General features: G+C 44.4%; 11 protein-coding genes. 8 read left to right on the forward strand and 3 right to left on the reverse strand.

Annotated elements, in window-relative coordinates:
* Positions 1-221 precede the first annotated feature (221 nt).
* The 4 genes from QUA53_RS17290 (at position 222) to QUA53_RS17305 (ending at position 6,456) form a co-directional block, all read left to right on the forward strand.
* A complete protein-coding gene (locus tag QUA53_RS17290) occupies positions 222-2,609 on the forward strand; it encodes an ATP-binding protein (protein ID WP_333098723.1) in 2,388 nt (795 codons plus the stop codon).
* Positions 2,610-3,442: 833 nt separating this feature from the next.
* Positions 3,443-4,066 carry a hypothetical protein gene (locus QUA53_RS17295; protein WP_333098722.1) on the forward strand — a complete coding sequence of 208 codons (624 nt, stop codon included), beginning with the start codon at positions 3,443-3,445 and terminating at the stop codon, positions 4,064-4,066.
* A gap of 305 nt (positions 4,067-4,371) precedes the next feature.
* On the forward strand, positions 4,372-5,202 hold the full coding sequence (locus QUA53_RS17300) for a ParA family protein (protein WP_190655507.1): 831 nt from the start codon (positions 4,372-4,374) through the stop codon (positions 5,200-5,202).
* A gap of 108 nt (positions 5,203-5,310) precedes the next feature.
* Positions 5,311-6,456 (forward strand): ParB/RepB/Spo0J family partition protein, encoded by a 1,146-nt coding sequence (locus QUA53_RS17305; RefSeq protein WP_190655504.1) that lies wholly within the window; start codon positions 5,311-5,313, stop codon positions 6,454-6,456.
* 334 nt (positions 6,457-6,790) lie between these two features.
* Here the strand turns inward: QUA53_RS17305 and QUA53_RS17310 are convergent, their stop codons facing one another.
* The 3 genes from QUA53_RS17310 to QUA53_RS17320 all read right to left on the reverse strand — a co-directional run bounded on the left by QUA53_RS17310 (position 6,791) and on the right by QUA53_RS17320 (position 8,415).
* A complete protein-coding gene (locus QUA53_RS17310) occupies positions 6,791-7,480 on the reverse strand; it encodes a hypothetical protein (protein ID WP_190655503.1) in 690 nt (229 codons plus the stop codon).
* A gap of 165 nt (positions 7,481-7,645) precedes the next feature.
* Positions 7,646-7,981 (reverse strand): XisI protein, encoded by a 336-nt coding sequence (locus QUA53_RS17315; RefSeq protein ID WP_015179643.1) that lies wholly within the window; start codon positions 7,979-7,981, stop codon positions 7,646-7,648.
* On the reverse strand, positions 7,969-8,415 hold the full coding sequence (locus QUA53_RS17320; RefSeq protein ID WP_333098718.1) for a XisH family protein: 447 nt from the start codon (positions 8,413-8,415) through the stop codon (positions 7,969-7,971). Before QUA53_RS17320 ends, QUA53_RS17315 begins: the two co-directional genes overlap by 13 nt.
* A gap of 209 nt (positions 8,416-8,624) precedes the next feature.
* On the opposite strand from QUA53_RS17320, the gene QUA53_RS17325 reads away from it, so the two are divergent.
* The 4 genes from QUA53_RS17325 (at position 8,625) to QUA53_RS17340 (ending at position 14,643) form a co-directional block, all read left to right on the forward strand.
* Positions 8,625-8,975, forward strand: coding sequence for a DUF3037 domain-containing protein (locus tag QUA53_RS17325; protein ID WP_190655499.1), 351 nt, complete (start codon positions 8,625-8,627; stop codon positions 8,973-8,975).
* 813 nt (positions 8,976-9,788) lie between these two features.
* The gene (locus QUA53_RS17330) at positions 9,789-10,394 is read left to right on the forward strand and encodes a Uma2 family endonuclease (protein ID WP_333098713.1); all 606 of its coding nucleotides are present in this window, start codon (positions 9,789-9,791) and stop codon (positions 10,392-10,394) included.
* Positions 10,395-10,457: 63 nt separating this feature from the next.
* Positions 10,458-11,801, forward strand: coding sequence for a helix-turn-helix transcriptional regulator (locus QUA53_RS17335; protein ID WP_333098712.1), 1,344 nt, complete (start codon positions 10,458-10,460; stop codon positions 11,799-11,801).
* 1,138 nt (positions 11,802-12,939) lie between these two features.
* On the forward strand, positions 12,940-14,643 hold the full coding sequence (locus tag QUA53_RS17340; RefSeq protein WP_333098710.1) for a hypothetical protein: 1,704 nt from the start codon (positions 12,940-12,942) through the stop codon (positions 14,641-14,643).
* Positions 14,644-14,682: the final 39 nt, after the last annotated feature.

Here is a 14,682-nt window from a genome sequence, read left to right on the forward strand (position 1 = left end):
GAGGAGAACTCTTCTACGGATGGTGTTGCTCCCCTCTGAAGAAGAACGTTTTTTTCCTCATTCCCACTCCCTTTTTTTAATCAATGTTCCGCCCAAAAAGCTCAGTTCAAAAAAAGTCTGCCCTCCCGCTGCGCGTTGTGCTTACAGTCCCCAACGCTCTTCTAATTTCAACCTTACTAGCTCTAACGGGATGGCTTTCTTTTCAAACAGGGCGGCAGACAATGAATGACTTAGTTGCACAGCTATTGGGAGAAGCAACGAGCCGCATCTCTGACCGCCTTGACAACTACTTAAAAGAAGGGGTTGGGGTTGGGAAAGGAGAAGGGACTTATAAAAAAATGCAAACTGGTTCGGTAAACCAACTTCCCCCAAGTCAAACAGCCGGAGTCACAATCAAACCAAATGGGAAAAGAAATGGGTCAGACTCTCCAAAAACAATATTCCGTCAACAAAAAACAAATCCTGCTTTTCCCACCCCAACCTCAACATTCAACTTGCACGATTTCCACATCAGCCCTAACTGTCAAGCCTTTATCTTAGACCGTTCGGGACGTTTAGTGGCTCGGAACGAGGTAACTGAACCAAAACCGTCTATTTCTGTTGACGGACTGCAGCGAGAAAGCGCCCAAGCTCTGCAACAAAAAGTAATCCAGCTTTCAACAGAGTATTTGCTTAAACATTATGGCAGCCTCGCTGCTATTAACAGCAGCCAAAATCTTAACTTTACTGCCAGCAACTCACTATACTTGCTACAAGTCAGACCTTTTAAAAACCCGAAAGGCTTAAATTGGCTGATTGTGGCAGTTGTACCCGAAACCGACTTCACCCAAAAAGTTCAGGCCAACACCCGCAACACTATTTTGCTCGTGCTACTGGCTTTGGTTCTTTCTATCTGCCTTTTGCTGTCCATTTCCCTAAGAATAGAACAGCGGCTGCTGCGGTTAATTTCGGCAACAGAGGCGATAGCTGGTGGCGACTTCGACTCAACAGTTTTAGGTAGCGGTATTGCCGAACTCGAAGCCCTAGCCTGTGCTTTCGAGCGCATGAATTGCCAGTTAAAAGCATCTCGCCAGCGGTTAGAAGAATATTCTGGCGATTTAAAGCGGCAAGTTGCACAGAAAACAAAGGAACTAAAACAAGCTAAAATTGCAGCCGAAAGTGCCAATCGCGCTAAAAGTACCTTTCTGGCCAATATGAGCCACGAATTGAGAACGCCTCTGAATGCGATTATCGGCTTTGCCCACCTCCTTGTGAACTCTAAAAAAACTGCACCGGAACAGCAGTCGAGTTTAGATATTATCAATCGCAGTGGCGAGCATTTGTTGAAACTAATCAACGATATTTTGTCGCTGTCCAAAATTGAAGCAGGTCAAATCACCCTCGAAGAAACTGCTGTTGACTTGTACAGTTTGCTCTCGGACATAGAACGGATGTTCCAACTCAAAGCTCAGTCGTCGGGATTGCAACTTGTTTTTGAACTCCGGAAAGATGTACCGCAATACGTCCGAACTGATGAAAGCAAGCTGCGCCAAGTTTTGATTAATCTGTTGGGTAATGCTGTTAAATTTACTGAGGCCGGTAGGGTGAAGCTGACTGTAAAATGCCTTCAGTCTATGGCTAAAAAACCTTTACCCAAATTCTTTCTCCAATTCTCTGTGAAGGATACAGGCCCAGGCATTGCGCCTGATGAGGTTAGCCGTTTGTTTAAGCCGTTCGTACAAGCTTCTGCTGGCAGAAAATCGCAAACGGGAACGGGTTTGGGATTGCCAATCAGTAACTCTTTTGTGAAGCTGATGGGTGGCGAGATTAAGGTCAAAAGTTCTGTGGGGAAAGGTACGGTTTTTAGTTTTTACATTAAAGTCAGTCATGCAACTAAGAGCGAAGTTTATGACAGATTGCCGCAAAAACGAGTGAAGGGGTTGGCACCTAACCAACAAATATATCGCATTCTGGTAGCGGATGATGAGTCGGCAAATCGGTTGCTGCTAACTCGGATATTGAAGTCGGCTGGCTTTCTTGTGTGGTTCGCGGATAACGGAACCCTGGCTGTTAAATTGTGGCGAAAGTACAAGCCGCATTTAATTTGGATGGATTTGAGGATGCCTGTTCTAGACGGCTTTCAAGCTGCTCAAAAAATTCGAGCACGGCCGAACGGTTCTAACACTAAGATTATTGCTTTGAGCGCTAATGCTTTTGTTAAAACCCAGGAACTCGCCATGTCGAACGGCTTCGATGACTTTGTTGCCAAACCGTTCCGAGAAACAGTAATTTTTGAGAAGATGGCGCTTCATTTGGGAGTTCGCTATATCTATGAAGAGGAGTCGTCTAGGAAGTCCGAACAGGATGAGCCTGTTGTGCAACTGACTTCTAAGTCGCTGTCTGTGTTGCCGAGGGAGTTGATTGAGAAGCTTTACAAAGCAGCCGCTTGTGGAGATGAGCAAGCGGTAAGGCTGTTGATTGAGCGAATTCCCCTGTCGCAGAAGCAAATTGCTCTGGCTCTGACTAAATTAGTTAACAATATGAGCTTAGATATTATCAGCGATTTGACTCAGAATTGCATTTCGGCCGATTGTACTATCGCAAAATCCCAAGACTGCGATCAAAGTTAACTCGGTTTTTAGATTCGTACCTCATATATCAATATATGAAGTTCAACCTTAGTCTATCGCCACATCCCAAGACTATTCTCAAAGTTAACTCGGTTTTGAGAATCGTACCTCAGATATCGATATATGACGTTCACCGAGTGCATTTCGGTAGATTAGGCGAGCTCACCATCCCAAGATTGCGATCAAAGTTAACTCTGTGTTTACAACCCGTACCTCAGATATCGATATATGACGTTCGGCAGATTGTACGATCACCAAATCCCAAGACTGCGATCAAAATCAACTCTGCGGTGAGAGTCTGTACCTCAGATATCGATATATGACGTTCGGCAGATTGTACGATCACCAAATCCCAAGACTGCGATCAAAGTTAACTCGGTTTTTAGAGTTCGTACCTCAGATATTGATATGTGACGTTCGGTAGATCGCAAAGCATTAGGACGATTTTGTTCAGAGCAGCACGATTTGACAGAGCAATGCCGAGCAGAGGTACAGCCGATAATCTGCTAACAACTCACGCTCACTTGATTGTTTACTCCATGCTATCGGCTGTACCTGTCTGTACGTAACGACAGATGCGGGTTCGATCCGCAGTAGCAAGTCAGCGGATTTGGTCTGGGTGGAATGTGGCAGCGGGTCGAGCAGATTAGCGCTCAGTTGGAGATTCAGAGCGAGCTGGGATCCGGAACACAGGTTATTATTGGTCATATCTGTTGGGAACATCCGTTCGTAAAAACCTACCAAAATCGGGACAAAGCTATGAATAGCTTCCTGGCTTAACGAACGCGATCTAAATATAAAATTAGAGCGACGGAGTGAAAGGTGCAACTATTATGTCTTATAGCGAATTTTCCCTAGATGATATTAAGCATAAACTCGGCTTAACAATTAGAGAAGTATCTGAAGTCTTTACGGCTGTAGAACCGATCGCACCCAGTCAGCTTTTAAAGGAAACCTTAGCCGAAAATATTCCCTTAGCTTTGGGAATTGACACGGAAAAAGCGCGATCGGAGATGATAGTCGCTCCGGTATTGATTGAACTCCGCAGGCGGTGCGATCGTCAAATCAGCCTCTTTTCCGGTACGGAATTTAATATTGATCGAGTCAAAGGACTGAATGGCATTTGTGACTTTATGATTAGTCATTCACCAGAACAATTATCTTTAAATGCTCCCGTGTTTACACTTGTCGAAGCCAAGAATGACAATATCAAATCGGGAATTGCCCAGTGCATTGCAGAAATGTTTGCAGCCCAGATTTTTAATATTCAAAAAGATAACAGCATTTCCTGTGTTTATGGTGCAGTGACAACAGGCAGTATCTGGAGGTTCATGAAACTAGAAGATAGGACGGTTTATATTGAAACAACAGAGCATTTTATTGAAAACATTCAACTAATTCTAGGTATGTTAATGCAAATTGTTCAGTTGACTCGCCCAACCCTTCCGTGCCTTTGAAGTTCCCTAGTACATTGTACGATCGCACCGTCCCAAGACTGCGATCGAAGTTAACTCGGCGGTTAGATCCCATACCTCAGATATCGATATATGACGTTCCGTGTTTCAGTCTAGCGATCGAACTTAAATTCTTTTCAACAATCTTCCCCGTACTAAACTTGACGATAATCTACTCGTCAGACTAAATATTAACTTGCTGTTTCACCGTGGGGCCCAACGGTGGTTTACCGCGATGCTCTCATATATCGATATCTGATGCCGACTCTCGATATATGATACTTAAATCATCTACTTAATTCAAAACCATGCAAATTCGACTAGCAGTCATCAGCAATGCTGGCGGCACTGGCAAAACCACACTTTCAGTTCACCTCGCCTACGAACTGGGGTTAAGGGGTTTGAAAGTAGCCATTATGGATCTCGACCCCCAAGGCTCCCTGACCCTTTTTTGCGGTCTAAATCCGCCAGAGCCAGAACACACACTGTCCGCCATAATGCGAGAAAGCTTCAATGGCTCTTGGCCTCTTACTCCTAGCTGGAGTTCCCACACCAATAATATAACCGTTTGTCAAGGCGGAATGACGCTGACGCAAACAGCAGACGAGTTAGTTCTGCACAAGCGTGGCGCTTATCTTCTGGGCGATTGCCTGAGTGACTATCCAATGGATCACGACCTAATTATCTTCGACTGCCCCGCTACCCTCGGCCCCTTGCCCTTGATGGCACTAACTGCTTGCACTCATATAATAGTGCCCGTACAGCTCGAACCAAAATCAATTCAAGGAGCAGCTCACCTGCTGGAGTGGTACTACCACCATTGCAAACAATTACGCCTCAAGCCGCAACCAGAAATCTTAGGGTTTGTACCCAACCAATACGATACGAAACGAGCCGTCCACCGACAACTTTTAGAGTCATTGCCAGCCCAGCTAGAGCAGATGAATATCCGCGTTTTTCCACCTATTCGGGACAGTGCAGAATTTGTCAATGCCAGCGGTCAAGGGTTGCCATTACACCTTTATCGCCCCCTTCACCCAGCTTTAGGCGACTTCAAAGAAATTGTTAAACAGTTAGCTACTTTAATGGGAAATGGAGTTGCTCCGGCTATTGCCAAAAAAGGAAAAAAAAAGAAATAGTGTTTGATTCACAGTCACAACTTGCGCCGGCGAAAACGAATCCTTCGTTTTTGGCTTATAGGCATGAACTGACTTCTTCCAATCCCCAATTTAAAATCTAAAATCGCTATGGCCACCCGTAAAGCTCCCGACTTGGGAAATTATTTTTCATCCGCCAAGCAGTCAATGCACCTCTCTGAAGCTGAATCCGAGATTCAGGAACTCAAAGCAGAAATTGAAGAACTGCGAAAATCGGGTTCAACGGAATTGGAATCTCAATTGACTGCACTGCGAGAACAACTAGAATCCGCCAGCGGTATCCTCTCCATTTCACTAGACCAAATTCAGCCTAATCCTGAACAACCCAGACAGACATTTTTGCCGGAAAGTATCGAGTCCATGTCCCGTTCCCTCGCTAGTGACGGACAACTGCAACCCATTATCTTGATTCAACGGGGGGATTTGGTGATATTCGATGGAGAGCGGCGCTGGCGCAGCGCTAAAAATCTGGGCTGGGAAACTTTACAAGCTGTGATCGTTCCAGAACCCGCGGCTTTGCACCGCAAAGCACTGCTGACTTCCCTGCACCGGGAAGATCTCAATCCCCTCGATAAAGCAGAAGCTATTGTGCGGGAGTTGTCTGAAAATACGGGTTTGGAAGCTGCAACTATCCCCCGCATTCTCTCGACAGTGGTGCGACGCTTGAACGCGCAAAAACGGATGAACTTGGTTTCCGAGTTGGTGACGGTGGCACCTGACGAGCAGCAACAGGGTTTGGCCGCTGTGGGTTTGGATGAACAAGAGTTGGCCGTTTTGCGGACACTGTTGGATTTGCAGCTCAATCCCGCTTCTATCGATGCCAACATTTTCCCGATGCTGTCTTTGGCTGATGACCTTAAGACTGCTATCAGGCAATTAGGACTTAAAGGGGTTCATGCAATGGCTCTTTCTAAACTCTCTGCTAAAAATTTAGTCTTGCCAGAGGAAGAAGCGCAGCCGATTAGAGTTCAAGCAACCGATCGAGTTATTGCCGAGAAATTGTCGGTGACTCAAACTCGTAAATTGGTGCAAGAAATTATCAATTCTAATCTGGATGATTTCCCAGGGGCAGCCCGCCAATTCAAGCAGGTTAAGTTGGCAGCCGGGAATTTGAAAAAGCTCTCACCTCAAGTGTTGGAGCAAGCTGAGGTTGACCAACTTGTGGAGTTGCAGGAGGTTTTGCGCCAAAAGCTGGCGGAAATTGAGGCGGTTTTAAAGCAAAATACTGAGAAATAACGGCAAAGTTTCGATCGGTCTGCTTGCTAAAATCGATCGAGTGGAAACACTCGCCGTTTTCATCGCTCCGTATGCCTCTAATCTTGGCAAACCAGGGTACGAAAAAACCGCTGAGATACGAGCGGGAAGGGGGTTGGTTGATGATTTCTGCGGCGTGGGCTTCGTCGTCGGGGATGGGGCCGATCAGGTCGAGTTGTAAGGCGTCGATTAGGTCTTGGCGGACTTGGGCGGGGGTTGTTGGGGTTGCATTGATATTCATTATATGCCTTTACCTTTAATTAGATTGTTTAATAATTAGTCCAAACTTTAATGCCTAAATGATTCCTTACTTGTATCAAAGGAATCTTTTTTTTTGAGTCATAGCTTGCACAGATGTATGAAGGTTTCCTAATTGAATCTTTGTTTTTTTGCCAATAAAACGCTGACCTGTAGTAATCACTGTATAAGGTTTGACTGTCAGCACTTGAGTGCTGGTGTTATACGAATTCGGCTTCATCAATTCTTCATAAGTAGTGACAAGATTAACTGTTCGCAGGTATCCAGGGTCTTCCAACGACAGTTTTTCTCCTTCTTTTTTGATATTTTTATAAGCTTTTTCTAAGTTAGAAAATAAAATTAGAGCTATCCCCATAGATTGTGGATTCACTGTACCAGGAATCGCTACCCATTCGAGACTTCCCAGAATTTCCCCTTGATCCTCTTTTAGGTGAGTAAATATCCAAGGCATATCTACCAAATTAATTGTTTCGCTTTGGGTAATCACTCCAATTTCATTAATTACGACAGGATTATAGCTTTTATTTATAACTTTAAGCAAAAAATAATTTATTAAAGGCTGTTGTATTGCTGGCAAGCTATCACGCTCACGTTCAACTGTAACTATTATTTTGATTCTATCTTTATTCAAGTCATAAATAAATCTAATTACAGTAATTAATATAAGTAAAGTAGTAGTAAACGCAGTATATTCTTGAAATTGAATCGGTGTTAAAGATGATAGCCACGATTTTAAAATATCAAACATTATGTAATTCCTCTGCGCTCAATGCTTCGGCAAGAGCTAGATTGGTAAAGTCATATAGCTAGGGCTAGCTAGTAGGGTGCGTCAGTTGTAAATCCTTGGCTAACAGCGATAATTTTCTCCCTGATGCACACTACTTGTATTGTGCTTAGCACGACCGGCATTGTTTTATGCGGCAACAAGGACTTGATCGGGTGACAGAAAAGCTAAGATGATATCGTTTTGAGGAATGCCTTCCTCAATTAAATCTTGGGTAATGCCGCATTCCATACCGTCATATTCAATGTAGATTTTACCAGCTTCCAACGTGATATAAATGAGGTTTCCTCTGATTCGCCGCCCCCGATCCCAACCAACTTGCATCAAGGCGTAGCGATCGTGAGTTTCGTCAAACACGGGATCAAGTCGGATCTCTCCGTGAGAAGGCTTTAATTGGGCATATTTCCCGATTACCTGTTTGACAATTTCTCGGTATGTGGTTGCATTATCCGTTAAGTTATCCATTGTTGAACCTCTATTTTTTCTAAATCGATTACTACCAAATTTAAGGGTATTTCTGTAATGGCGAGTTCGCCAATAGGTTCGTTGAAAATGCCGTTATAGGCCAGAGTGGAAACGGCTAAATAAATTATCCGTTCTGGGTCAACTTGGCCTAGCAATAACCGATAGAGTATATATTGACCAAGAGCTTGTTCCAGATCGGCAATAGGTGACACTCCTCGAAATTCTTTAATTTCAATGGCGATGCGGGTATTTTCTCGCTTTGCGCCAATAAAACGCCCTTCTATTTTGTTGTTGACTTCGGACGCTGCCGCTGCCAAGTCTACAAAGAGAAATCGCTCTCCGTAAGAAATTACATAGGGGTCGTTAGTGATTTCCCAACCATCTTTTATCAGCGCTTCTTTAACGATATTATGGATTGTATCTCTTGCCGGCATTCTTTCCTCAAATTGTCTCGGTTCGCTTTTGCTGAGTTGATGTAATTATTCGTAAATTTTGTTTGGCGAATATGTCATTTTTTATTAACGACTTGACAAAGCAGGAGATAATGTGTTAAAGCAAGCGCCCCAAGCTGAACAAAACTCCTATTTGTGTGATAATTGCAATTTTATCATAGATGAGATTTGCATAGAAGGAGGCAAAAGCAATGGCAAGCAGATATAGTATCGTTCAATACGTCCCCAATCCCATCGCTGACGAACGGATTAATATTGGTGTTGTTGCTTTTGATGACAATAATGTGCGCGTACAATTTTTAAATAATTGGAGTCGAGTGCAGGCTTTTGGTCGCGAAGATATTCATTTTCTCAGAGACTTTGCAAAACGAATGAACTTCGCGGCCAGTGAGGGTTTGCTTTTCCCCGGAGATGAGCCAGATGGTACTCCTAAACATGAGCGATTAAAAAAAATTGCACGGGGTTGGATTAACAGTATTCAATTCACAGAACCTCGCGGCTCTTTAGATAATGTCGAGAATCTATTAGAAGATATCGCGTAGACTTACCTAGTTAATGTAGTTCCTGCAAAAACTAAGCGAAATCGCCAAGATGCTGCGAGAATTACAACTTCTATAATTAGAAAAACTCTTAGATTCTATGATGATAAACCTGCTTTAAAAGAAATGCTAACAAATGATTTTCCTGTAAAAGGAAGTCATAAAGAACACAAGTTTGATGCGGTTGTTGCTAACGGTCAACCTTACTTTGCTGCCCACGGAATATCCTTTGACGTTCACATTCCTGAAAGTCTCCAAGATTCTATTCTTGGATGATTTCAGATGTCAAAGAATCTCATCCTAAATTGCCTATGAGAAATGAGCTATGACAAAAGCCAAGAGGTATCCCGACAATTGGCACTCTTATTGCGCTCTCCGTGAAAGAAAGTGCGCTCTGGCGCTGTACTAAATGCAACCAACAATGCCTCCGACCCGGTAAGATAAGTGGCTTAACCAAGTCCGAACGATGTTCCCTAACTTTGACAGTGCACCACCGCAACCGGATACCGGAGGACAACCGTCCAGAAAACTTAATAGCCCTTTGTACTGCGTGTCACCTTTCTTATCACAATCGCGGGCAATCCAACGTCTCGCCTGGACAATTATCGCTGTTCCCCGATGATGACATTGATTGGAATATAATGGATGGTTCTCTGGAATCGGCACGGGGCGATTTATCAGATCGCAATCCGCCTCCATTAGTTTGACAAGCTCGAAGGCGGTCATGCAATCGAGCGAGTATAATAAACTTAACAGAACTCTACTCCCTACCCCACGAAACTTCTAATTAAGCTACCTCCCATTAAAAAATAACCTATGACATACACCCCATCCAAACTACTTAGCTTTGAGGAGTTTATTGCCCTATATGGGGATAATACACGATATGAACTCATTGATGGAGAACTCAGAGACATGGAACCTACTGGTCCTCACGAAGCGGTTGCAGGTAGTATTGCTGGTAGAATTTACGTAGAAATTTTTCGTGGTAATTTCAATTGGTTGGTTCCAAAAACTTGTTTAATAAAACCCCTATACGCTGAGGCCACAGCACTGCGTCCTGATGTAGTTGTTTTAGATAAAGCAGAACTTAGTAGTGAACCCCTTTGGCAAAAAGAACCAGTGATTTGTAAAGATAGTACAATTAAGCTTGTTGCCGAAGTTGTCAGCACTAATTGGCAAGATGATTATGCAAGAAAAGTGGAAGAATACGCTTTTTTGAAGATTGCAGAATATTGGATTGTGGACTTTCGAGGCTTGGGGGGTTTGCAATTTATCGGCAATCCCAAGCAACCTACTTTCACGGTCTGCCAGTTGGTTGATGGAGTTTACCAGCAGCAACAATATCGCTTGGGAGAGCCGATTTCTTCTTACCTATTTCCCAATTTACAATTGCAACTTGACGACATTATGCCGACTTAAAATTCTCGAATTTATTAAAAATTCAGTAAGTAAAATACTAGGTTCTAACTATTGACTAAAACTATGATTGACAGCACCAGCTCAGAAAGTCTGGCTGAAGTTAGAGATACCCCAGACAAACCCATTACAGAACCTCGTCTGTACCATAATAGACCGATCGCCCCTGTTGCGACACCCCCTCCTATGGTATCCAGCCTCCACGCACAACTGAGAACAGACTTGTGGCAGCAATACCCTTCAGGTGTCGGCTACTTCCAACACCGAGCCAAGGGCAACCCCAACAACATCATCGAGCACTACATCGCCAACCCCGGCGACATCACGCTGCTGCCTTTAGAAGAGGCCATGCAAATTATTGACAAGTTTGGGCTGACCGCTGCCAAGTTACACCTGATTTTTGCCGCTCATATTATGAGACAAGAAGAGCCGTGGGAAAGCTTATTCACTCTCGAAGGCAGTGACTTAATCAAGGAAATGGGCTGGGACAAACGCACAGACTTGCCCGCGTCTAAAAAACTGAATGAACTAGCTAAAACTGCATATGCTCTAGGTTGCCTAGCAATCAAAGCCACATGGGTTGAAGGCAAACACAAAAAAGGTGGAATTAGAGCCAGCGTTGACACCTCGCGAATGTGGAATATTCAAATTCAGTTAACAGGTCAGCAGAATCTGGAGGGCAAAATAGAGCAGCCTGATGAAGTCTACATCACAGTCCAACCGGGGCTCTGGACTCATGCCTTCTTGAACAAAGCAGGTTACTTCGCCAAAGAAGCCTTGTATCAGTTTGGCTATTTAGCCCAGGAGATTCTCAAAATCGATGCCTACCATGATGAACTGGCTTTGCGCTTAGCACTTCATCTGACGATGGAAAGCCGATTTCACACCAGTGGCAGTTACAAAGTGGAAACCCTTCTAAAAGCGCTCCTATCCCAAACGGTAATCGATATAGCCCGGTCTGACCGTAGAAAAGCTTACACGCTGATGAATAGCTGGAATCACACCCTGGAAGTGCTGTTGAAACTCCAGCGAGCGTTTCAAATCGAGTTTGACCAAGAGACCTACCCAGAATGGCTGAGACCCGGTAGCAAGGATCGAAAAAAACGAGGATACTTTGACACGCTATTGGCAGCCAAAATTACCATCCATCCGCCAGCACCTATCCCCCAACTCCTGGCAAGCAAAGCTGAACTCAAACAGGTTCAACCCCGCCTGAAAGAAGCTCCCAAACCTAAACTGACAAGCAATGAGATAAAAGAAGCAAGAACAGCCAAAGGTTGGACTCAAGCACAATTGGCTGGCTGGCTAGGGGTGTCGCAGCGTTATGTATCCATGTTGGAACGTGGGGAGCGAATCCCTGCACCAGAACTGGAATCCCAAATCTGGCATCTGTTAAGCATTTCAGATTGACATATTTAGGACTTACGCACAGCCTCAATATACGGTGTGAAAGTAGGGGCAACCCCCCCTGAAGAGCCTCTATCCTGATGATGCTTAGCCTTAGTCCTAATTTGACATACTCCCCGCTAGTCAAGAGACGGGGATTCTACGCTCAAACAGCGACAGCAAGCAGAGCTTGACTAACATCGCCATCACCTTAGTTTTTTCCCCGGTTCAAGGGCTGTAGCCTCTGTATTCTCGTCCATCAAACTCAGGTGATGACCACTAGCCCTGTCTGGCGTGAGGAACGAGGTTACTAAGTTTCAGCGTTTTGATTGTGAGTCCAAGTTCCGAAAAACAATTTTTTTTGATCGAAGTCTCAAAAACCCGAACGTGAAATAGCGGTTTTATCCTTTTTCTCCGGTTCTGATTTAACACGCCAGACAGGGCTAGGTGATGACCACCCGTGTGTCCAGGACATAACTCTCACCAAAGCGACCCTACAAACCCACCTTTCCCGGCTGGTTTTTTTTTCGGCAAAAGATGCTCCGACTGTTCTGAAACTTGTTCTAAAAAAAATAGGTATTTAAAATCGCTCTCAAATCCATACCCCATACAAGTTTGACCGTTAGAACAAAACCTCTAGAATGCCGCGACAAAACCTCTAGAATGCCGCGACAAAACCTCTAGAATGCCGCGACAAGTCATTTTTGAAACTCTTACCACGTAAAGTTTTCAGCTTTTAGAACAACTCTGATCAGTCTTATTAGACTGATTCGCCACCAAATCCCGTATCGGCTGGTCTGGCAGGATTGAAAAAATAGTCGCGCACCCTTTCTCATCTTTTAGCGGGGCGGTCAGTCTCAACACTGCTGGATTTAGGACAACTGCATCGCTACAAAAAAGCGATCGCAAAAGTACAAGACCTTAAAACCGCTTCGCTAAAGTTTGCCGATAGTTCAAGCGACGGCGCTATGAATCGAGTTCCGGCGGAACTACTACCACACCTGGTTGTTGAAGCCAACCCGAAATCCTGTTGAGTGCAGCGAGCGCTGCATTCGCGCTCAATAGCCCGCGGTCAAATTCACAACAACCGCTCTGGCAAACCTTGCGGCTGTCACAGTCGCATGAAGGGACATTTACGCTCATTTTTACCCCGGAACAAAAAATGGTTGCAGATACAACTACCTGGCACAAACCGCCATTCGCCCGACACGCCGCAATTTACGAAGCCCTAGCCGACATACTAGAAGGCGCTACCCCCAGCGCCCTCAAACTCGCCCTCTACCTGTACAGAACCTGCATCGGCGGCAAACCAGAGGAAATCGACATCAATTGCATCCCCTTGGGCGAAAAACGAGCCACAAGAGTCCGAAACGGCAAGCCCTATAGCCCTAACACCAGGCGGGCAGCCCTCAGACAGCTCGAAAAACTCGGCTTGGTCAAAATTCTCAAAAACTACGGGCGTGGCATTTTCCGCATAGCAGTGCAGCACCTGGGCGACGTTCGCCCCTTCACTCACACCAATTCAAAATTCCAAAAACTGAGCAAGCAGTCAAAAAATCGACTGAACCAGCCAAAAATTGAGCAAACAGGGGGTTCAAACCCTGATGGTGCCGTACTCTTTACAGAGGATAAAAAAGGACAGCAAAGCACTGAAAATGTTGCTGCTGTTTTTTTAAATTTTTCTAAAGAGGAAGAAAATTTAACATCACCAGATAAAAAACCACAGCTTGTAACTGGGATCAAATCTAAAAGCACTGAATTAAATAAAAATTCAGAACAAGAACTAAAAACCCTTAGTGAAAATAAATGTTCCGCCCCAACCGCTGAATGTCTGAGAATTAATTCAGATAACAGTCAGGCAGTCGATGTGGCAATGCCTTGCACTCCAGAACAAAGAGGTTTGACCTCTAAACCCCCGCAAAAACTGCTGACAGAACTCAACAGCCTCGACAATCCAACAATCTCTGCCGCCAAATCACCAATACCTACCAATAAAGCTGTTCCGTTAAGTCCTGAAATATCTTCGCCCGTTACTCCCCAAGTTCCTGAAATTGTCGAAGCGCTTGCAATTGCCAACCCCGATGCGACTGAAACTGTCAAAGCCGTTCCAATTACTAATCCTGATGCGACTGAGATTCTCAAAGCTGTTCCAATTGCCAATTCCGAGACAACTGAGATTGTCAAAGCCGTTCCAATTACTAATCCTGATGCAACTGAGATTATCGAAGCGGTTGTAATTGCCAACCCCGATGCGAATGAAATTGTCGAAGCTGTTCCAATTGCCAATTCCGATGCAACTGAAATTGTCGAAGCGGTTGCAATTGCCAATTCCGAGACAACTGAAATTATCGAAGCGGTTGCAATTGCCAATCCCGATGCAACTGAAATTGTCGAAGCCGTTACGCGAGCCACAGGAGGCATGAATTCTGAATTAAAAATTTGTGTCCTCCAGCACAGCTTAAACGAAATCCAAGCCGCCTTAAACTTGCTGCAAGTCCGAAGCCAAACAAAGCAAATATCCAACCCTTCAGGGTGGGTCGTTGATTGTTTGCGCGGTCGCTGGTGGGAGAAAACTAACGGTTTTCAAAACTCGAACCCAACAAATGTTGTTTCGTCTCCAGCTTCAACAGGCTCTTCTCCAATTCCAAAAGATTCTCGTTCTGCACAGACAACAAGAATAACTGAGGATTATGTTGACCCTCATTATATGCCATTAGAAACTCATCGAACGTTATGCGAACAGTTCCAGCAACTAGGCAAAGAAGCTTTTGCAGCGCTAGGTATTCAGCAGCAAATTTACTTGCAGTGGATGCATCGATTTCCTCAGCACGTCAAACAAATTTTTAACAAATTATCTACTACTTAGTTATTTAACTTAGCTGTGAAAACAGTGATGATTTAACCC

The sequence above is a fragment of the Microcoleus sp. Pol12B3 genome (genome assembly GCF_036701355.1).
GTDB lineage: Bacteria > Cyanobacteriota > Cyanobacteriia > Cyanobacteriales > Microcoleaceae > Microcoleus.

Bases quoted from the DNA above. Each gene is read 5' to 3' on its own strand.
- QUA53_RS17290 (WP_333098723.1), top strand. From the start codon at position 222: ATGAATGACTTAGTTGCACAGCTATTGGGAGAAGCAACGAGCCGCATC.
- QUA53_RS17295 (WP_333098722.1), top strand. From the start codon at position 3,443: ATGTCTTATAGCGAATTTTCCCTAGATGATATTAAGCATAAACTCGGC.
- QUA53_RS17300 (WP_190655507.1), top strand. From the start codon at position 4,372: ATGCAAATTCGACTAGCAGTCATCAGCAATGCTGGCGGCACTGGCAAA.
- QUA53_RS17305 (WP_190655504.1), top strand. From the start codon at position 5,311: ATGGCCACCCGTAAAGCTCCCGACTTGGGAAATTATTTTTCATCCGCC.
- QUA53_RS17310 (WP_190655503.1), bottom strand. From the start codon at position 7,480: ATGTTTGATATTTTAAAATCGTGGCTATCATCTTTAACACCGATTCAA.
- QUA53_RS17315 (WP_015179643.1), bottom strand. From the start codon at position 7,981: ATGGATAACTTAACGGATAATGCAACCACATACCGAGAAATTGTCAAA.
- QUA53_RS17320 (WP_333098718.1), bottom strand. From the start codon at position 8,415: ATGCCGGCAAGAGATACAATCCATAATATCGTTAAAGAAGCGCTGATA.
- QUA53_RS17325 (WP_190655499.1), top strand. From the start codon at position 8,625: ATGGCAAGCAGATATAGTATCGTTCAATACGTCCCCAATCCCATCGCT.
- QUA53_RS17330 (WP_333098713.1), top strand. From the start codon at position 9,789: ATGACATACACCCCATCCAAACTACTTAGCTTTGAGGAGTTTATTGCC.
- QUA53_RS17335 (WP_333098712.1), top strand. From the start codon at position 10,458: ATGATTGACAGCACCAGCTCAGAAAGTCTGGCTGAAGTTAGAGATACC.
- QUA53_RS17340 (WP_333098710.1), top strand. From the start codon at position 12,940: ATGGTTGCAGATACAACTACCTGGCACAAACCGCCATTCGCCCGACAC.